This is a genomic window from Burkholderia sp. MSMB617WGS, from assembly GCF_001532025.2.
Classification (GTDB): domain Bacteria; phylum Pseudomonadota; class Gammaproteobacteria; order Burkholderiales; family Burkholderiaceae; genus Burkholderia; species Burkholderia savannae.
Genome location: NZ_CP013458.1, coordinates 105605 through 123527, shown reverse-complemented (window position 1 = coordinate 123527; position 17923 = coordinate 105605). Strand labels below are relative to the sequence as shown.

The window sequence follows — 17923 nt, the reverse complement described above, 5'->3', positions numbered from 1 at the left end:
ACCGATGACATGCGCGGCACGATGTTCAGTTGCCTATGGCAAGCGCGTCGGATATCGCGGTCGCGACACGTCGTCGTCAGTTGGCGCGACGGCCTCGCCTGCCGGATTTTCGAGAACGAGACAAGGACACGATGAGCGAAATCTCCACGAACGTGACGGACGTCCACGACGCCGCGCATCACATACCGACCGGCTGGCGCCGCTGGCTGTTCGCGACGAATCACAAGGACATCGGCACGCTGTATCTGCTGTTTTCGGTCATCAACCTGATGATCGGCGGCGTGATGGCGCTCATGATCCGCGCGGAGCTGTTCGAACCCGGCCTGCAGCTGATGCGGCCGGAATTCTTCAATCAGCTGACGACGGAGCACGGATTCATCATGATCTTCGGCGCGATCATGCCCGCGTTCGTCGGCCTCGCGAACTGGATGATCCCGCTGCAGATCGGCGCGTCCGACATGGCATTCGCGCGAATGAACAATTTCAGCTTCTGGCTGCTGCCGGTGTCGAGCGCGCTCCTGATCGGCTCGTTCTTCGTGCCGGGCGGCGCGCCGGCCGCCGGCTGGACGATGTACGCGCCGCTCTCCACGCAGATGGGCCCGGGCATGGACTTGTCGATCTTCGCGATTCACATCGCCGGCGCGTCGTCGATCATGGGGGCGATCAACATCGTCGTGACCGTGGTCAACATGCGCGCGCCCGGCCTCACGCTGATGAAGATGCCGATGTTCGCGTGGACGTGGATCATCACGTCGTTCCTGCTGATCGCGATCATGCCGGTGCTCGCGGGCGCGGTGACGATGGTGCTGTTCGACCGGCATTTCGGCACGTCGTTCTTCAATGCGTCGGGCGGCGGCGATCCGGTGCTGTATCAGCACATCTTCTGGTACTTCGGCCATCCCGAGGTCTACGTGATGATCCTGCCCGGCTTCGGAATGATCTCGCAGGTGATTCCCGCGTTCGCGCGCAAGCCGCTCTTCGGCTATGCGTCGATGGTGTACGCGACCGCATCGATCGGCATCCTGTCGTTCATGGTCTGGGCGCGCCACATGTTCGTGACCGGCATGCCGGTCGCCGGGCAATTGTTCTTCATGTATGCGACGATGACGATCGCGGTGCCGACGGGCGTGAAGGTGTTCAACTGGGTCGCGACGATGTGGCGCGGCTCGCTGACGTTCGAAACGCCGATGCTGTTCTCGATCGGATTCATCTTCGTATTCCTGATCGGCGGCCTGACCGGCGTCACGCTCGCGATGGCGCCGTTGAACGTCGCGCTGCACGGCACCTATTACATCATCGCGCACTTCCATTACGTGATGGTCGCCGCGTCGCTGTTCAGCATCTACGCGGGCTGGTATTTCTGGGTGCCGAAGTGGACCGGCTACTTCTACGACGAGCGGCGCGGCAAGATTCACTTCTGGGGATCGATGATCTCGTTCAACGTGACGTTCTTCCCGATGCACTTCCTCGGCCTCGCGGGCATGCCGCGCCGCTATGCGGACTATCCCGCGCAATTCACCGACTTCAACCAGATCGCGACGATCGGCGCATTCGCGTTCGGGCTGATGCAGGTGTACTTCCTGTTCTGGGTCGCGCTGCCGACGTACATGGGCAAGACGCGCCGCTGCACCGACGCGAAGCCGTGGGACGGCGCGCAAGGTCTCGAATGGACGCTGCCGAGCCCGGCGCCCTACCATTCGTTCGAAACGCCGCCCGTGGTGAAATGACCACCCGCTCATCGGCGTGGCGGCATCCGCGCGGCGATGCGAGCGCGCGGCGCGATCGGTCCGATCGCGGCCCTGCGCCGTGCTCCGACGCATTCGCGCATCCTCGACGCACGCCGCTCGAAGCCGAGCGCCGCCACGTCTGGATGCTGCGGCGCAACTGCGCGCTATCGCCGCGCCAGTCCTTGCTGTCGATCGGGCTCCTGGCCGCGCTCACGCTGGCGGTCGCGACGCCGTTCGCGATCTCCGGCGCATGGGCGGTGTTCGCGTGCGCGATCGCCGAGATCGTCGTGATCGGCGGCTGCTTCCTGCTGTATGCGCGCCATGCGGTCGATTACGATTGCATCGCGCTGACCGAGCACCGTCTCGAAGTGATTCAACGCTGCGGCGCCGAACTTCGACGTTACGAATCGAATCCGCTGTGGGCGACCGTGGAGCTCGACAACGAACGCGATCCCCGGATACGGATTCGGTACAGAGGCGAGGCGGCCTCCGTCGGACAGCACGTCACGCTCGCGCAACGGCGGTGCGTCGTGCGGGAGGTGAATCTGGCGCTTGCAGAGATGAAGCGGCGCATGCCGCGTGTCGATGCCGCGCGCCCTGAACGGCCGCCGCGCGATCCGGCTTGACTCGACGATCGCGCGGCTCGCAATGGCGAGTTCGACAATCGAATCAGTCCGTGTTCACCTGGAACGCTGCCGCGTACGCCGCTCAAAGCGGGTGCGCGGCGCCTGCCTGTTGCAACAGCGACACGGCGACCGGATCGGGCATGCCGTTGGGGTCGATCGCGCCCGCACCCGCGAGCGCGCCGAGATCGCCGTCGACGCCCGCTTGTCCGACGAAAAACGGCGTCGTCAAAAACGCCGGCGTCGCGAACGCAACCGCATAGCGCTGCTGGAGATTCGCGACGACTGCCGTTTGCGCGGCCAGCACGTCCGTCTGATTCTCCAGCACCTGCTGGAAGCGCGAGTTGTTCGGCAGATCCCCGATCAGGCGGGCCGTATTCGTGCCGAGCTGCGCAGCGAGGTAGACGAGCAGCAACTCGGTTTCGGGCGTCGTATTGAACGTCCCGCCGGCATAGGCGAGCGAGTGCAGGCTCGTGCCTCCGGAGGTCACGGTGATAGTGCAAGGAAGCGTCGCATCGAACGTGATGCTGTAGTGGCCGCCGCCGTCCGACAGCGTGGCGGCCGAGCCCTGCGTGCAGTCGACGTTGACCGCCGCGCTCGCGAGCGCCCGGCCGGTGGCGGCGGTGCCGGACAGCGTGACGGTCTGCACGCCGTTATTGTTGAAACACCCGTCGAAACCGAAACATGCCTCGCCGCCGCACGCGTGGAGCGTTGCAAGCGATGCGACGCAAAGTGCGCCCAGCGCCGGGCGAATGACGCGCGCATTGTGAATGTTCATGGCCGCTGCAGTCGCTAGAAGGAGGAAAAGTCGACCGGTTTCGCGCCGGGAAGCGGGCGCTACGTCCAATTCTAGGTCCTGGGTCGAGAAAGCGCTCGCCGCGCCGATCTCGATCGTGACCGTATCTTGCGCTCGCTCCACGAGGCGCCGGCGCAGCCGGGCAATCGCAATGGCCGTGCTAGATTTGCCACGCGCGGCGCCAACGCGCCGCGACGCCGGATTCGCATTCCACGTTCGCCGTCGCATCGCGCGGAGCGGCCGCCGTATCGGCGATTTCCGTACGATGCGACGGCCGCAAGCAACCGCCGAAACGGCGAGCTCGGGTTCAACGGCAACGTATCGACGCCGCGTGCGCCTTTTCCGAGAACCAACGACTGCCGTAGGCTGTCGCAATAGCGTGGCGAGCCGTGGTTCTCCAGCGTCGGTCGACAAGACGCCAGTCGTACCTGACGTGCTCCGCGGGGCCGCTCCGGACAAGATGTCCTTGGCCGACTACATCGCTGGAATAGCCGCCTTTTGAACGGATGCGCGCCGCCGTCGATCAACTGTTCGGAGAGTTCGCCTCTTGCAGGACGGATTCGATTCGTCGCGGCTCGCGGCGGCAAGCCGAATTGCCCGACGCCATCGCACCCTTTTTCCGCTACAGTTTCCGCTACAGTAAAAGCACCGGCCTCGAATACGGCCACGACGCAGTGACGCTTTCATCAAGCACATGGAGCCATGATGAACCCTCCACAAGCCTATACCGCCGACGCGCCCACACGCCCGGAAGTCGACTCGCTCGCCGGAGCCACCGTCATCGAGTTCGGTGCGAACTGGTGCGGCATCTGCACGGGCGCACAGCCCGCGATTCGCGATGCGTTCTTGCCGCACCCCGATGTCCGCCACCTGAAAATCGAAGACGGCCCCGGCCGCCCGCTCGGCCGCTCGTTCGGCATCAAGCTCTGGCCGACGCTGGTGTTCCTGCGCGATGGCGTGGAGGTCGCGCGCGTCGTTCGCCCGGTCAGCGCCGAGCAAATCGAATCCCACGGCTTCGCCGCGCTGGAATGAGCCCACCGGCACCCAATCATCATGCAACAGTCGATTCAACACATCGCCGTCGAGGCGCGCGGGCGCGGCCTCGTCGAGTTCACGCCGCAGGCGCGCGCGTTCGTCGATCAGCAGTCGATCCGCACCGGCCTGCTCACCGTGTTCTGCCGGCACACGTCCGCTTCGCTGCTGATCCAGGAGAATGCGGACCCGTCGGTGCAGCGCGACCTGGAACGCTACTTCGCCGAACTCGCCCCCGAGGACGATTCGCGCTACGAACACGCAACCGAAGGCCCGGACGACATGCCCGCGCATCTACGCGCGGCGCTGACTCAGGTGCAGCTGTCGATTCCCGTCGAGCACGGGCGCATGGTGCTCGGCACGTGGCAAGGCATCTATCTGTTCGAGCATCGCCGCGCCGCGCATCGGCGCGACATCGTGCTGCATCTGATCGGCGAATAAACGTGCGTGCCGTGCGGCATCGCGGAAGCACCGCCGCGCATCGCGAAGCCGGCCGCGCGCGGTTGGGTGCGGCAACCTGCTGACTCCGGGCGCATGTCGGGGATGCATCGGCATCCGCTTGCCATCGAGACGCGGCCGGACACGCCGACCTTCAGGCCGAGGCCGGCTTTCCGCCGGGCCGGCCCTCAACAGGTTCGCGGCGACAGCCCAGCCGGCTCTTGCGCGGCGAGCGCCGTGAAGTCGGGGTCACGCGCCGAATGACGGCCAAATCTCGGCGCCGCTCACGGGCGACGAACCAACCCTGATCGACCCGTGAGTGGCGCGCCCGGCGCGGACCGACACATAAAAGTGCCGGCTTGCCTTGTCACGCAGACAGCGTCGGCAGCCGCGCCGCGTCGACAATCTCACCGGCGAAGTCGCGATGAATTCAGTTCGGCGCACGGTTCGCGCAGGCAAGGCCCGCGGCGCTGGTCGGCGGCCGGCCCGATCGGCCCGAGTTCACGTCACATTGCCCCTTGCAACGACGCGATCAGCGGGCACGACACGTTGCCCTCGTTCACATGGCAGGCCCCCACCAATTGCGCCAGGACCACCTCCATGCGTGCGAGATCCGCGATTTTCGCCCGGATGTCGTCGAGCTTGCGCTCGGCCAGGCGGCTCGCTTCCGCGCAATACGGGCCGTCGTCGAGCTTCAGCAGTTCGGCCACCTCGTCCAGGCTGAACCCGAGCCGCTGGGCCGACTTCACGAACCGAACCCGCGCGACGTCGGCCGCGCCATAGCGGCGAATGCGGCCGTATGGCTTGTCGGGTTCATTCAGCAGCCCTTTGCGCTGGTAGAACCGGATCGTTTCGACGCTGACATCCGCCGCCGCGGCGAAAGCGCCGATCGTCAGATTCCCCGTTTCAGTCCCCATGCCCGTTGACTCCGTACTTAAGTACGGAACTAACCTTACACCATCGGAAGACAATTCGAATAGGAGTAGTCGCATGCCTCGGTCGCAGTCGCAGTCGCAGTCGCAGTCGCGGTCGCGGTCGCAGTCGCAGTCGCGGGGGCGCCGGCGTCCGGCGCAATCGCGGTCCTGCTCGCGTCGACGAGTGGCCTCGGCCCGCCGGCATCCGCGGCGCTGAACGTTCCAGGCGCGTGGCGCGACCGATGGGCCGCGATGATGTCGCATCGCCCGCTATTCGTCGACATGGCGCCGCATGTGTTGTCCCTCGCTTCGCGATGGATCTTCCGTGCGGCCCAGGCCCGCCGGTCTCCAGTCGAGCGACGTGTGCGCATCGCCGCGCGCGAAAGGCGGCGAAAGGCGACGAAACGTGCCGGCGATGAGAAAACCTCGATGGATCGTCGGTCCCGGCCGCGCCCATCGACACTCCGTCCCGGTCCGCGACGAAAGCCGTCATGCTGCCCGCGCCTCATGGAACATGGGCGGCATGCCCGAGCGTCATCGATCCCGCGCGCTTCGGCGCATCGTCTCGCCGACGGCACGCCACGAAACTGGGAGCCTCGAGATTTCGGACCGACGTGGCTGATTGAAGCGGCGCGAACGTCCTTGCCCCTGATCGCAAGAAGAAGGAGGGTACGCATGATCCCAATGAAAAACGCGCTGCGCGTGGCCGTGATCGGCAGCGGCGCCGCCGCGACGGCCGCGGCGCTGAAGGCCGTCGAGCGCGGCGCTCGCGTGACGCTCGTCGAGCGCGGCACGATCGGCGGCACTTGCGTCAACGTGGGCTGCGTGCCGTCGAAAATCCTGATCCGCGCGGCGCATATCGCGCAGTTGCGGCGCGAAAGCCCGTTCGACAGCGGCATCCTTCCAGGATCTCCGGCCATTCTGCGCGATCGGCTGCTGGCTCAGCAGCAGGCGCGCGTCGACGAACTGCGGCGCGCAAAATACGAGACCATTCTCGACGGTCATCCGGATATCACGGTGCTGCAAGGCGAAGCCCGATTCCTCGATGGAAACCGCCTGGCGGTCAGGCTGAATGCAGGCGGCGAGCGCGAAGTGCCGTTCGACCGCTGTCTGATCGCAACGGGCGCGCGCCCCGCGATTCCGGCCGTTCCCGGTCTGGCCGGCACGCCATACTGGACCTCGACGGATGCGCTCGCGAGCGACGCCATTCCGGCGCGGCTCGCTGTCATCGGCTCGTCGACGGCGGCCGTCGAACTTGCGCAAGCCTTCGCCCGGCTGGGCAGTCGCGTGTCGATCCTCGCGCGCCACACGCTGTTCTTTCGCGAAGATCCTGCGATCGGGCAAGCGTTGACGAATGCATTCCGCGCCGAAGGAATCGACGTGCGCGAGCACACGCATGTCGATCGCGTCGGCCATGCCAACGGCGAATTCGTGCTCGGCACGGAAAACGGCGAGCTGCGGGCCGACCGGTTGCTGATCGCAACCGGTCGCACGCCGAATACCGAAGAACTCGCGCCGGCAGCGGCCGGCATCGCCGTCGACGCACAAGGAGCCGTCGTGGTCGACGAGCGCATGCGCACTGGTGTCCCGCATATCTACGCGGCCGGCGATTGCACCAGCCAGCCGCGCTTTGTCTATGTCGCGGCGGCAGCCGGCACACGGGCGGCGATCAACATGACGGGAGGCGATGCGGCGCTCGATCTGGACATCTTGCCGGCTGCCGCGTTTACGGACCCGCAAATGGCGACCGTCGGCTACGACGAAGCGCGCGCTCGCCGAGCCGGCATCGCGACCGACAGCCGCACGCTCTCGCTCGAGCACGTGCCGCGCGCGTTGGTCAACTTCGACACGCGCGGCTTCATCAAGCTCGTCGCCGAGGCCCGTACCGGCAGGCTGCTCGGCATGCAGGCGGTCGCGCCCGAAGCGGGCGAACTCATTCAGGCCGCGGCGCTCGTCATCCGGTCGCGGATGACCGTGCGGGAACTGGCCGATCAGCTGTTCCCCTACCTGACGATGGTGGAGGCCCTGAAGCTCGCGGCCCAGGCCTTCGCCAAGGACGTGGCGCGACTCTCGTGCTGCGCCGGATGACCGGGAGGCAATCGTGAATATTGATCGCTATGCGACTGACCTTATCGATCGCTTGACGCAGGCCGATCGGCCCGAAGGCTTCGGCCAGCTATTCGTCGCGCTCTTGCGCGAGCTGGCGAAGGGAAGTCCCGTATCGCCCGCCGCGCTTGCCGCGGCGCTCGCATGGCCTCGCGAGCGCGTCGCGGCGATGCTGGGTCACGCCGTCGATATGGAATGGGACGATGACGGCAACGTAGTCGGGTACGGGCTCACGCTGCGACAAACAGCGCACGCGCTCGATGTCGGCGGCCGGCGCCTGTACACGTGGTGCGCATTCGATGCGTTTTTTTTCCCGATGTTGATCGGCCAAACGGCGCACGTCGTCTCGCGCTGTGCCGCAACCGGCGAGCCCGTCACACTGACCGTCGCCGCGAAGCAGGGTGGCTTGCTAAATGTCGAGCCGGCCGGCGCGGCCGTGTCGCTCGTGTCGCCGTGCGGCAGCGGCCCAATCCGAGCGGCGTTCTGCTGCCGGGTGCATTTCTTCGCCTCCGCCGAGATCGGACGAGCGTGGGCATCAACGCAACCGGGCGTCGACATCGTCGATGCTCGCATGGCATTCAACGTGGGATACGCGTGCGCGCAACACTTGCTGCAAGCCGTGCGAGGGCGGCAGCCCGGCGGCGGATGCCATGAGGCGTTCGAACGATCGTGAGTCGCGCGCCGGGCTCGTCCCGCGCGCCGGGCTGTGCGTACGGCTGCCTTGCCGCTCTGTTTGCGTCGCCCGCGGGAGCACCGTGACGTGAGACGGCGTCGGCGCGCAGATTCGTTCGACGTGAATGGAATAGGGCGAAGCTCGCGTCCGCCGCGGAAACCCCGTCTTCAGGCGGCAATGCCATCCGATCATCATCGGATGGGATAGTCCGCACCTGTAATGACCCGCCCCGTACTGGCAACCATTCCGCAAACTGTATCGGTACTGTACTGCCATCGTCCACTAAACTCGCTTCGTCATCCTTGCTTTGTCCCGGACGAAGAGAGCACCACCATGAACTACCTCACCGTCAGTGCGCTGCCCGCCGGCATGCTGTTCGCGCTCGTCACCTCGATCACCCCCGGCCCGAACAACACGATGCTGCTCGCGTCCGGCGTCAACTTCGGCTTTCGCCGCACGCTGCCGCACATGTTCGGCATCAGCGTGGGCGTCGCGATTCTGATGCTGTCGGTCGGCTTCGGCCTCGGCGAAGCGTTCAAGCGAATCCCCGTGCTCTATGCGCTCCTCGAAACCGCCAGCATCGTCTACCTGCTGTATCTCGCATGGCGCATCGGCACGTCAGGCGAAGTGCGCGCTCACCACGGCAAGTCGCGCCCGATGACGTTCGTCGAGGCGATCGCGTTCCAATGGGTCAATCCGAAAGCATGGATGATGGTGCTGACCGCCGCGACGACGATCCAGCTCTCCGCGGACTACGGCCGCAACGCCGTCTGGATGGCGCTCGTGTTCGTCTGCGTCGGCCTGCCGAGCATCAGCATCTGGGCCGCGTTCGGTCAGGGGCTGCGCGGCTTCCTGTCGAATCCGCGCTGGCTGCGCGCGTTCAACATCACGATGGCCGCGCTGCTCGTTCTGTCGCTTTATCCGATACTCGCCAAGGTGGCCGGCCACTGAAGCCACTGAAACGCCTCGCCCGTTGTGATCCGATCCGGTAAAGCGTACGCTTTCTTTCCGGACGTCGGTTCGCTGCCCCGCGAACCCGTCCCGGCCGGGAGAACGCAGATGAAGCCACTGCTGAAAGCAGGCGATCGGATCGAAGGCCTGCATTGGGTCGCGGAGTATCGCCATCGCGTGCACCTGATTCGCGTGCTGCGCGAGCGCGTCGAAGTGGGCACTTACGGCGCGCCGTCCGCGCTGTTCGGCGACGAGGAAGAGATGGGCGCATCGACGCCCGCCGATCACCGCAGCCGCGAAGCTGCATTGCGCGCGTACCTTCGCCACTTCGCGAAGGTCCACGACGCCGAAGAATGACGGGGCGCGAACACGCCGCCCCGTCGATCTTCGCAGCGGCTCGCGCCGATCATGCCGAACGCGCCGGCGCGTCCGGCTCTACGTCGCGCAGCGCCGCTGCGCGCTTGACCATCAGCGCACCCGCCGCGATCAGTGCCGGCACGGCGAGCATCGAAAAAATCGTGCCAAATCCCAGCTGCGCCTGCAGCAGCAAGCCTCCCGAAAACGCTCCCAGAATCCCGCCGAAGCGCCCGACGCCTAGCATCCACGCTACGCCCGTCGCGCGTCCGCTCGTCGGATAGAACGCCGCCGCGAGCGCCGGCAGCGACGATTGCGCGCCGTTCATGCAAACGCCCGCGACGAACACGACGGTCGCCAGCAGCGCGAGATGCCCGGCCTGCAATCCGATCATCCATACGAACAGCGCCGTCAGCGCATACGTGAACGCGATCACGCGATGCGGCTCGAAGCGGTCCATCAGCCAGCCGGTCGCAATCGCGCCGATGCCGCCGCCGAGCGGAAACAGCGCGGTGACGAGCGCCGCGTCGCGCACGGTGAAGCCGGTGTCGCGAATCAGCGTCGGCAGCCAGCTCGTCAACAGGTAGTAGACGAGCAGCCCCATGAAGTAAGTGAGCCACAGCATCGCGGTGCCCGCGCGATAGCGCGGCGACAACACGACGGCCGCCCCCGAACGCCGCTGCTCGCCGCGTTCGTCGGGCAGCACGAAGCGCACGCCGTCGAACGTCGTGCCGGGCGCGATCCTGCGCAGCACCGCGGCGATCCGCTCGTGCGGCGCGCCGCGCAACACCATGAAGCGGATCGACTCCGGCAGCGCGATCAGCAGCGCGCCGAGCAGGAGCGGCGCAACGCCGCCGACGACGAACACGCTGCGCCAGCCGTGATCCGGAATCAGCGCGGCGGCGACGAGGCCGCCCGCCGACGAGCCGAGCGTGAAGCCGCAGAACATCGTGTTGACGAGGAACGAGCGTTTCGCGTGCGGCGCGTACTCGGCCATCAGCGTCGTCGCGTTCGGCATCGCGGCGCCGAGTCCGAGCCCCGTCAACAGCCGCAGCACCGCGAGCTCCGTCACCGATTGCGTGAATGCGCAGCCGATGCTGAAGAGTCCGAACAGCACGACCGAGCCGACCAGCACGCGCTTGCGGCCGATCCGGTCGGCGAGCGGCCCCGCCGTGAGCGCGCCGAGCGCGAGGCCGACGAGCGCCGCGCTCATCACCGGGCCGAGCGCGGCCTTCGCCACGTGCCATTCCTGGCCGAGGGCGGGCGCGACGAAGCCGATCGCGGCGGTGTCGAAGCCGTCCGCCGCGACGATCAAAAAGCACAGGATCAGAATCAGCCACTGATAGGGCGAAAAGCGCCGTTCGTCGATGAACTGCTGCACATCGAGCTGGCGCGCGAGGTGGGTCATTGCTGTCTCCGTTGGGTTTGTAATCGACGCGTTCGCGTCCCGCGCCGATGCGATGCCGGCGCATGTCGTCGCGCACGGGCGGCGGCCGTTCGGCGCGCCGCCCGTGCGGTGTGTCGTTTCTTGCTCGTGTCTCTTGTGTCTCTCGCGTCTCTTTTGTCGCTAGCGTCTCGCTTGTCTCTTGCGCCGCGCGGCGTCAGGCCGCGTCGTCTTCGCTGAAGATGCGCTGCGCGAGGTGAAATGCCGAATTCGCTGCAGGCACGCCGCAGTAGATGGCGGTCTGCAGCAACACTTCCTTGATCTCGTCGCGCGTCACGCCGTTGTTCTTCGCTGCGCGCAGATGCAGCGCGAGCTCTTCGCCGCGATTGAGCGCAACCATCATCGCAATCGTCAGCAGGCTGCGCGTGTGGCGCGGCAGGCCTTCGCGCGTCCAGATCTCGCCCCATGCATAGCGCGTGATCAGGTTCTGGAACTCTTCGGTCAGCTCGGTGCGATTCGCGAGCGAGCGCTCGACGTGCGCATCGCCGAGCACCGCGCGGCGCACCTTCATGCCCGCTTCGTAACGTTGGTCGTCATTCATCTCGATGCCCTCGCGTCACGCCGTCAGGAAATCGGTCAGCGTGCGATTGAAGCCGTCCGCGCATTCGATGTTCGAGATGTGCGCGCAGTCGAATTCGACGTGCTCCGCCCCCGCGACCGCGGCGGCGAGCGCGCGGCCCTGGTCGGGCGGCGTCGACATGTCGTGCGCGCCCGTCACGACGAGCGTCGGCACGCGAATGCCCTTCACTTCGTCGCGCAGATCGGCGGCGTTCAGCGCGTCGCAATTCGCCGCGTAGCCTTCCTTGTCCGTGTGATTGAACGTGTCGCGAATCACGTCGATGAGGCGCGGCTCGCGCTCGAAGAACGCGGCCGTGAACCAGCGCGGCAGCACCGCGTCGGCGAGCGCCGCCATTCCTTCGGCGCGCGCCTGTTGCGCGCGCGGCCCCCACACTTGCGGCGAGCCGATTTTCGCGGACGTATTCGACAGCACCGCGCGATCGATGCGGCTCGCATGGCGCGCGGCGAGCGCCGCGCCCGTGAGGCCGCCCATCGAGATTCCGCAGAAATGCGCGCGCTCGATCCCGACGTGGTCGAGCAGGCCGATCACGTCGCCCGTCAGTTGCTCAATCGAATACGAGCCGGCCGGCGCGTCGGAGTGGCCGTGACCGCGCGTGTCGTAGCGCAGCAGGTTGAAGTGCGCCGTCAGCGGGCCGATCTGCGGCGCCCACATCGACAGGTCCGCACCAAGCGAATTCGAGAACACGAGCCACGGTGCACCGGCGCGCGTCGCGCGGTCGATCCGGTAATGCAGCCGCACTCCGTTGACTGATGCGAAAGGCATGGGAATCTCTCCTTAGTGGCGGCTCGCATGGAGCGCGAGCACGGCGTCGACGTAGGCATGCGCCTCGCCGACGTAATGAGCGGGATCGAGCAACTGGCGCAGCGCGTCGGGCGCGATGTGCGCCGCGACGTCCGGATCGGCGGCGAGCACGTCGTACAGCGGGCGGCCGCTGCGCACGGCTTCCTTCGATGCGCGCTCGACGAGATGATGCGCGTCGAGCCGGCCGATCTTGTCGCCGAGCGCGAGCATCACCGCTTCGCCGAGCACGAGGCCGTGCGTCGCGTCGAGATTCGCGGCGAGACGCGCGACGTCGACGTTCAGGCCGGCGACGATCTGCGCGACCTGCGCGAGCGCGCCGCCCGCGAGCCGCGCGAGTTCGGGCAGCGCGTCCCATTCGGCCTGCCAGCCGCCGAGCGCACGCTCGTGCTCCTGAACCATGCCGGCGAACACGGTGGAGACGAGCCCCGGCGCGCGCACGGCCGCGGTCAGCACGGCCGCGCAGCCGACCGGGTTGCGCTTGTGCGGCATCGTCGACGAACCGCCCTTGCCGGCCGCGGCAGGCTCGGCGAGTTCGCCGATCTCGGTCTGCATCGACAGCGAAACGTCGCGCGCGATCTTGCCGAGCGTGCCGATCAGCATCCCGAAGCAAGCCGCCGTCTCGGCGATCCGGTCGCGCTGCGTGTGCCACGGCACGGCCGGCAGCGCGAGCCGCAAGTCGTCCGCGAGCGCGCGCGCAACCGCCGGCGCCGCGTCGCGCAGGCTCGCGAGCGTGCCCGCCGCCCCGCCGAACTGCAGCGCGAGCGTGCGCTCGCGCAACGCGGCGATACGCTCGCGATGACGAAGCAGCGCGTCGAGCCATTGCGCGAACTTCAATCCGAGCGTGATCGGCAGCGCCTGCTGCAGCCACGTGCGGCCGATCATCGGCGTCGCGCGATGCGCGGCGGCGAGCGTCGCGAGCGTCGCGCACGTGTCGCGCAGCAGCGGCTCGAGCCAGTCGAACGTGTCGCGCAGCTGCAGCACCGTCGCCGTGTCGATGATGTCCTGGCTCGTCGCGCCCCAGTGCACGAATTTCGCCGCTTCGGCGTCGCGCGCCTTCACGCGCGCGGTCAACTGCCTGACGAGCGGAATCGCGAGATTGCCGCCGAGCGCCGCGTCGCGCATCAGCGCCTGCGCGTCGAGCGCGTCGGCCGTGCACGTCGCCTCGATCGGCTGCACCGCGCTCGCCGGAATCACGCCGTGCGCGGCGAGCGCGCGGGCAAGCGCCGCTTCGACGTCGAGCATGCGCTGCAACGTCGCGCGCGGCGACCAGATCTGATTCAGCGATTCGCTCGCACAGATGAGGGAGGTCAGGCGGGCGCTGTCTTCGAGCATGGGATCGATCGGAAAAAAACGGATTGCGCTTATTGTCCACCGAAGCGCCGAATGGCGCGCGCTCGTCCGTTCGGCCGACCTCGGCGACACGCCAGGCGGCCGGGCGAAACAAACGCGTGCGGCGCCGCGCGCCGCCGCGTTATGCGGCGGCCTTCTGCGTCGCGTCGACGAGCGGCACGCCCGTGAGCTTCTGCAGCTCGTCGAACGAGATGCCGGCGAAGATCTCGCGCACGGCGAGCCCGTCGCTCGTCACGTCGAGCACCGCGAGATCGGTGTAAATGCGATCGACGCAACGCACGCCCGTCACCGGATACGAGCATTGCGCGACGATCTTGCTTTCGCCCTGCTTCGTCAGGTGCTCCATCATCACGAACACCTGCTTCGCGCCGATCGCGAGATCCATCGCGCCGCCGACCGCGGGAATCGCATCGGGCGCGCCCGTATGCCAGTTCGCGAGATCACCTTTCGCGGATACCTGGAACGCGCCGAGCACGCAATAGTCGAGATGGCCGCCGCGCATCATCGCGAACGAATCCGCGTGATGAAAGTACGCGCCGCCCGTGAGCAGCGTCACGTGCTGCTTGCCGGCATTGATCAGCTCGTCGTCCTCTTCGCCCGCCGCGGGGGCCGGGCCCATGCCGAGCAGGCCGTTCTCGCTGTGCAGGAAGATTTCCTTGCGCGGATCGAGATGGTTCGCGACGAGCGTCGGCACGCCGATGCCGAGGTTCACGTACGCGCCTTCGGGAATGTCTTGCGCGACGCGCTTGGCCATGTCGTCGCGGGTCAGTCGTTTCATCGTGCTCTCCTCGGGGATTCAGGCGGCGCTCGCGGCGCGCTCGGCGGCCAGCTCGGCCGCATGCGCGGCCTGCGGCACTTCGACGATGCGCTGCACGAAGATGCCGGGCGTCACGACGTGCTCGGGATTCAGCGCGCCGAGCGGCACGACTTGCGACACCTGCACGATCGACGTTTTCGCGGCCATCGCCATCACCGGGCCGAAGTTGCGCGCGGTCTTCCGATAGACGAGATTGCCCCAGCGGTCGCCCTTGTACGCCTTCACGAGCGCGAAATCCGCGTGAATCGGCGTTTCGAACACGTAATGCTTGCCGTCGATCACGCGCGTTTCCTTGCCTTCGGCAAGCTTCGTGCCGTAGCCGGTCGGCGAGAAAAATCCGCCGATGCCGGCGCCCGCCGCGCGAATCCGCTCGGCGAGATTGCCTTGCGGCACCAGCTCGAGCTCGATCTCGCCCGCGCGATACAGCGCATCGAACACTTGCGAATCGGCCTGGCGCGGGAACGAGCAGATGATCTTGCGCACGCGCTTCGCCTTCAGCAGCGCGGCGAGGCCCGTCTCGCCGTTGCCGGCGTTGTTGTTGACGATCGTCAGCTCGCGCGCGCCGTGCGCGATCAGCGCGTCGATCAGCTCGGCGGGCATCCCGGCCGTGCCGAAGCCGCCGATCATGATCGTCGCGCCGTCGTGGACGTCGGCCACCGCCGACTGGAGGGAATCGAAAATCTTGTTGACCATGTCTCTTCCTGTGCGAATCCGCGCGCGCCGCCCGCTGCGGCACGCGTTCGCGCATGGCTGCGCGCTTCGCCAGGCGATCCGATTTGTTCGAATTACGAACTCAGATTCGATTAGCGAACGGTGTGCCGATCATAGAGGCGCGCGCGCAGAATTGTCAAGACGACGGCGCGCGGGCCTGCCTTGCGCGATTTCCGCGCGATGCGCTCACGCGGCGGCGGCCGCGCCGAAGGAAGGCGTGGCGCGCGACGCGTCGTCGAACGGCAAGCCGACGTAGTTTTCCGCGAGCGACTGCGCGGCCGCGCGCGAACGCGTGACGTACTCGAGCTCGGCGCGCCTGAGCCGATTGACGAACGGCGAATCGTCGGCGCACGGATGCAGCATGTTCGTCATGCAATACGAAAAATGCTCAGCGCGCCATACCCGTTCCAGGCAGGTTGACGAGTACGCGTCGAGCAAGTCGTCGCGGCCGTCGCGGTAGCGCGCGCCGAGCGCGCGCGACAGCGCCCGGACGTCGGCGACCGCGAGGTTCATCCCCTTCGCGCCCGTCGGCGGCACGATGTGCGCGGCATCGCCCGCCAGGAACAGCCGCCCGTACTGCATCGTCTCGGACACGAAGCTGCGCATCGGCGTCACGCTCTTCTGCGTGATGCGGCCTTCGCTCGGCATCCAGCCGCTGTCGTTCTCGAAGCGCGTGCGCAGCTCTCCCCAGATCCGCTCGTCCGGCCATTCGGCCAGGTTCTCGTCGGGCCGGCATTGCAGGTACAGTCGGGTGACGGTCGGCGAGCGCATCGAGAACAGCGCGAAGCCGCGCGCATGATGTGCATAGACGAGCTCGTCGAGCGACGGCGCCGCCTCGGCGAGGATGCCGAGCCAAGCGTACGGATACACGCGCTCGAACGTGCGCAGCCGCTCGGCGGGAATCGTCCGGCGGGCGATGCCGTGAAAGCCGTCGCAGCCGGCGACGTAGTCGCAGTCGATGCGCTCGGTGCGCCCGTCCGCATGCGAGAACGTCACCGACGGCCGCCCGGTCGCCACGTCGTGCAGCGCGACGTCGCGCACGTCGAAATGGGTCGGCTGGCCGTGCTCGAGCGCGGCCGCGATCAGATCGCGCACGACCTCGTGCTGGCTGTAGACGGTGATCGCCCGGCCGGGTGTCAGGTCACCGAAGTCGATCCGGTGGCGGCGGCCGCCGAACAGCAGCTCGACGCCATGGTGAACGAGGCCCTCGCGCCGCATCCGCGCGCCCAGACCGGCTTCGTTCAGCGTGTCGACGGTGCCTTGCTCGAGCACGCCGGCGCGGATGCGGTTCTCGCAGTATTCGCGCGAACGCGTTTCGAGCACGACGGATTCGACGCCTTGCAGGCGAAGCAGATGGGAAAGAAGCAACCCGGACGGACCGGCGCCGATGATCGCGACTTGCGTGCGCATTGTTCGTCTCCTGTGTCGACCGGAGTCAGCGCTTCGGCGCTTGCACCGGCTGCATGAAATGTGAACATTGATTCGAATGGCGAACCGATTGTCGGCGCTATCCCGACTATGCGGCAACGCAATTCAGGAGATAAGTTGTATACGGATTTTCAATAGTAGCGACGCGATGCCCGAACTCGATCTGAACCTCATTCCGTACCTGGTCGCGCTCCACGAGACGCGCAACGTGAGCCGCGCAGGCGAGCTGCTCGGCGTCAGCCAGCCGCGCGTGAGCGCCGCGCTCGGGCGGTTGCGCGAGCACTTCGGCGATCCGCTCTTCGTGCGGACGTCGCGCGGCATGGAGCCTACGCCGCGCGCGCTCGCGCTGATCCCCGCCGCGCGCGACGCGCTCGCGAGCATCGAGCGCGGGCTCGTCGCGCCGCACGACTTCGATCCGGCGAAGAGCGCGCGCACGTTCGCGATCGCGTTGTCCGACGTCGGCGAGATCGTGTTCCTGCCGAGGCTGCTGCAAGCGCTGGCGGAACGCGCGCCGCAAGCGAACCTGCGTTCGGTTTCGCTGCCGCACGCGGAGGTCGGGCACGCGCTCGAGGACGGCCGCGTCGATCTCGCGATCGGCTACTTTCCGGATCTCGGCGGCACCAACTTCTTTCAGCAGCGGCTCTTCACGCACCGCTTCATCTGCCTGCTGCGGCGCGGCCATCCGCTTGCGGAGCGGCCGCTCACGCTCGAGCAGTTTCTCGCGTGCGGCCACGCGGTCGTGCACGCGGAGGGCCGCAGCCAGGAAGTGCTCGAGCGGCATCTGGCGAAGCGGCGGCTCGCGCGCCGGGCAGTGCTCGAAACGCCGCACTTCATGAGCCTGCCGTTCATCCTGAGCCGCACCGACCTGATCGCGACGGTCCCGCACGCGATCGGCTACGCGTACGCGACCGAGCACGCATCGATCACGCTCGTCGAGCCGCCGCTGCCGTTGCCGCGCTTCGACCTGAAGCAGCATTGGCATCGCAAGTTCCACAACGATCCGAGCATCGCGTGGCTGCGCGGCGTCGTCGCCGGGCTATTCAACGACGCGCTCGACGAATGGCCGAAATGACCGAAATGACCGCGCAGAGCCGCGCGTGCGGCAACACACGCCCGTCGTTCGCAAAAGCGAACCACAGCGCACGCACGCAGCGAAAGCATGAAACAATGATCGACCG

Annotated in this window: 17 protein-coding genes and 1 pseudogene; 9 read left to right on the top strand and 9 right to left on the bottom strand. The window is 67.1% G+C overall.

The genetic code is table 11. The annotated features are described in order from the left end of the window. Positions 1 to 131: 131 nt before the first annotated feature. The gene (gene ctaD, locus WT60_RS20625) at positions 132 to 1727 is read left to right on the top strand and encodes a cytochrome c oxidase subunit I (RefSeq protein ID WP_060356443.1); all 1596 of its coding nucleotides are present in this window, start codon (positions 132 to 134) and stop codon (positions 1725 to 1727) included. Next, positions 1667 to 2353, top strand: a complete 687-nt coding sequence (locus tag WT60_RS20620) for a DUF2244 domain-containing protein (RefSeq protein ID WP_082717467.1) — start codon at positions 1667 to 1669, stop codon at positions 2351 to 2353. Before ctaD ends, WT60_RS20620 begins: the two co-directional genes overlap by 61 nt. 82 nt (positions 2354 to 2435) lie before the next feature. Here WT60_RS20620 and WT60_RS20615 read toward each other — a convergent pair whose 3' ends face one another. Next, on the bottom strand, positions 2436 to 3128 hold the full coding sequence (locus WT60_RS20615) for a hypothetical protein (protein ID WP_060356442.1): 693 nt from the start codon (positions 3126 to 3128) through the stop codon (positions 2436 to 2438). Between the two features lie 723 nt (positions 3129 to 3851). Between WT60_RS20615 and WT60_RS20610 the strand changes: the two genes are divergently transcribed. Together WT60_RS20610 and WT60_RS20605 are read left to right on the top strand one after the other, a co-directional pair. After that, positions 3852 to 4178 carry a thioredoxin family protein gene (locus WT60_RS20610; protein ID WP_038747585.1) on the top strand — a complete coding sequence of 109 codons (327 nt, stop codon included), beginning with the start codon at positions 3852 to 3854 and terminating at the stop codon, positions 4176 to 4178. Between the two features lie 21 nt (positions 4179 to 4199). Continuing rightward, the gene (locus tag WT60_RS20605) at positions 4200 to 4619 is read left to right on the top strand and encodes a secondary thiamine-phosphate synthase enzyme YjbQ (protein WP_038747546.1); all 420 of its coding nucleotides are present in this window, start codon (positions 4200 to 4202) and stop codon (positions 4617 to 4619) included. Positions 4620 to 5122: 503 nt separating this feature from the next. Here WT60_RS20605 and merR read toward each other — a convergent pair. Further along, positions 5123 to 5533, bottom strand: a complete 411-nt coding sequence (merR, locus tag WT60_RS20600) for an Hg(II)-responsive transcriptional regulator (RefSeq protein ID WP_038747543.1) — start codon at positions 5531 to 5533, stop codon at positions 5123 to 5125. Positions 5534 to 6226: 693 nt separating this feature from the next. Here merR and merA point away from each other — a divergent pair. From merA to WT60_RS20575, 4 genes and pseudogenes are all read left to right on the top strand, one after another. Continuing rightward, positions 6227 to 7618 (top strand): annotated as a pseudogene (gene merA / locus WT60_RS20590) (mercury(II) reductase); the annotation flags it as partial. A 13-nt stretch (positions 7619 to 7631) separates the two neighbouring features. After that, the gene (gene merB, locus WT60_RS20585) at positions 7632 to 8309 is read left to right on the top strand and encodes an organomercurial lyase MerB (protein WP_186448643.1); all 678 of its coding nucleotides are present in this window, start codon (positions 7632 to 7634) and stop codon (positions 8307 to 8309) included. Between the two features lie 333 nt (positions 8310 to 8642). After that, positions 8643 to 9260, top strand: a complete 618-nt coding sequence (locus WT60_RS20580) for a LysE family translocator (RefSeq protein WP_059671351.1) — start codon at positions 8643 to 8645, stop codon at positions 9258 to 9260. 108 nt (positions 9261 to 9368) lie between these two features. Beyond that, positions 9369 to 9617, top strand: a complete 249-nt coding sequence (locus WT60_RS20575) for a hypothetical protein (protein ID WP_059576888.1) — start codon at positions 9369 to 9371, stop codon at positions 9615 to 9617. Between the two features lie 49 nt (positions 9618 to 9666). Here WT60_RS20575 and WT60_RS20570 read toward each other — a convergent pair whose 3' ends face one another. The 7 genes from WT60_RS20570 to WT60_RS20540 form a co-directional block, all read right to left on the bottom strand. Continuing rightward, positions 9667 to 11022 (bottom strand): aromatic acid/H+ symport family MFS transporter, encoded by a 1356-nt coding sequence (locus tag WT60_RS20570; RefSeq protein WP_038747535.1) that lies wholly within the window; start codon positions 11020 to 11022, stop codon positions 9667 to 9669. Between the two features lie 193 nt (positions 11023 to 11215). Further along, a complete protein-coding gene (pcaC, locus tag WT60_RS20565) occupies positions 11216 to 11599 on the bottom strand; it encodes a 4-carboxymuconolactone decarboxylase (protein ID WP_038747531.1) in 384 nt (127 codons plus the stop codon). Positions 11600 to 11614: 15 nt separating this feature from the next. Beyond that, positions 11615 to 12400, bottom strand: a complete 786-nt coding sequence (gene pcaD / locus WT60_RS20560) for a 3-oxoadipate enol-lactonase (protein WP_038747529.1) — start codon at positions 12398 to 12400, stop codon at positions 11615 to 11617. 12 nt (positions 12401 to 12412) lie between these two features. Further along, positions 12413 to 13771 carry a 3-carboxy-cis,cis-muconate cycloisomerase gene (locus tag WT60_RS20555; protein WP_060356441.1) on the bottom strand — a complete coding sequence of 453 codons (1359 nt, stop codon included), beginning with the start codon at positions 13769 to 13771 and terminating at the stop codon, positions 12413 to 12415. 139 nt (positions 13772 to 13910) lie between these two features. After that, the gene (locus WT60_RS20550; RefSeq protein WP_038747523.1) at positions 13911 to 14567 is read right to left on the bottom strand and encodes a CoA transferase subunit B; all 657 of its coding nucleotides are present in this window, start codon (positions 14565 to 14567) and stop codon (positions 13911 to 13913) included. 18 nt (positions 14568 to 14585) lie between these two features. Further along, positions 14586 to 15299 (bottom strand): 3-oxoacid CoA-transferase subunit A, encoded by a 714-nt coding sequence (locus WT60_RS20545; RefSeq protein ID WP_059576896.1) that lies wholly within the window; start codon positions 15297 to 15299, stop codon positions 14586 to 14588. A gap of 204 nt (positions 15300 to 15503) precedes the next feature. Continuing rightward, a complete protein-coding gene (locus tag WT60_RS20540) occupies positions 15504 to 16727 on the bottom strand; it encodes a 4-hydroxybenzoate 3-monooxygenase (RefSeq protein WP_060356440.1) in 1224 nt (407 codons plus the stop codon). A gap of 166 nt (positions 16728 to 16893) precedes the next feature. On the opposite strand from WT60_RS20540, the gene WT60_RS20535 reads away from it, so the two are divergent. Continuing rightward, positions 16894 to 17817: a LysR family transcriptional regulator gene (locus WT60_RS20535; RefSeq protein ID WP_038747514.1), complete on the top strand. Its 924-nt coding sequence runs from the start codon at positions 16894 to 16896 to the stop codon at positions 17815 to 17817. Positions 17818 to 17923 lie beyond the last annotated feature (106 nt).

Excerpts from the sequence above, each read along its gene's own strand:
- merR (WP_038747543.1), bottom strand. The coding sequence starts at position 5,533 with ATGGGGACTGAAACGGGGAATCTGACGATCGGCGCTTTCGCCGCGGCG.
- WT60_RS20610 (WP_038747585.1), top strand. The coding sequence starts at position 3,852 with ATGAACCCTCCACAAGCCTATACCGCCGACGCGCCCACACGCCCGGAA.
- WT60_RS20605 (WP_038747546.1), top strand. The coding sequence starts at position 4,200 with ATGCAACAGTCGATTCAACACATCGCCGTCGAGGCGCGCGGGCGCGGC.
- WT60_RS20575 (WP_059576888.1), top strand. The coding sequence starts at position 9,369 with ATGAAGCCACTGCTGAAAGCAGGCGATCGGATCGAAGGCCTGCATTGG.
- WT60_RS20615 (WP_060356442.1), bottom strand. The coding sequence starts at position 3,128 with ATGAACATTCACAATGCGCGCGTCATTCGCCCGGCGCTGGGCGCACTT.
- WT60_RS20540 (WP_060356440.1), bottom strand. The coding sequence starts at position 16,727 with ATGCGCACGCAAGTCGCGATCATCGGCGCCGGTCCGTCCGGGTTGCTT.
- WT60_RS20555 (WP_060356441.1), bottom strand. The coding sequence starts at position 13,771 with ATGCTCGAAGACAGCGCCCGCCTGACCTCCCTCATCTGTGCGAGCGAA.
- WT60_RS20620 (WP_082717467.1), top strand. The coding sequence starts at position 1,667 with ATGGACGCTGCCGAGCCCGGCGCCCTACCATTCGTTCGAAACGCCGCC.
- WT60_RS20535 (WP_038747514.1), top strand. The coding sequence starts at position 16,894 with ATGCCCGAACTCGATCTGAACCTCATTCCGTACCTGGTCGCGCTCCAC.
- WT60_RS20545 (WP_059576896.1), bottom strand. The coding sequence starts at position 15,299 with ATGGTCAACAAGATTTTCGATTCCCTCCAGTCGGCGGTGGCCGACGTC.
- ctaD (WP_060356443.1), top strand. The coding sequence starts at position 132 with ATGAGCGAAATCTCCACGAACGTGACGGACGTCCACGACGCCGCGCAT.
- pcaC (WP_038747531.1), bottom strand. The coding sequence starts at position 11,599 with ATGAATGACGACCAACGTTACGAAGCGGGCATGAAGGTGCGCCGCGCG.
- WT60_RS20550 (WP_038747523.1), bottom strand. The coding sequence starts at position 14,567 with ATGAAACGACTGACCCGCGACGACATGGCCAAGCGCGTCGCGCAAGAC.
- WT60_RS20570 (WP_038747535.1), bottom strand. The coding sequence starts at position 11,022 with ATGACCCACCTCGCGCGCCAGCTCGATGTGCAGCAGTTCATCGACGAA.
- pcaD (WP_038747529.1), bottom strand. The coding sequence starts at position 12,400 with ATGCCTTTCGCATCAGTCAACGGAGTGCGGCTGCATTACCGGATCGAC.
- WT60_RS20580 (WP_059671351.1), top strand. The coding sequence starts at position 8,643 with ATGAACTACCTCACCGTCAGTGCGCTGCCCGCCGGCATGCTGTTCGCG.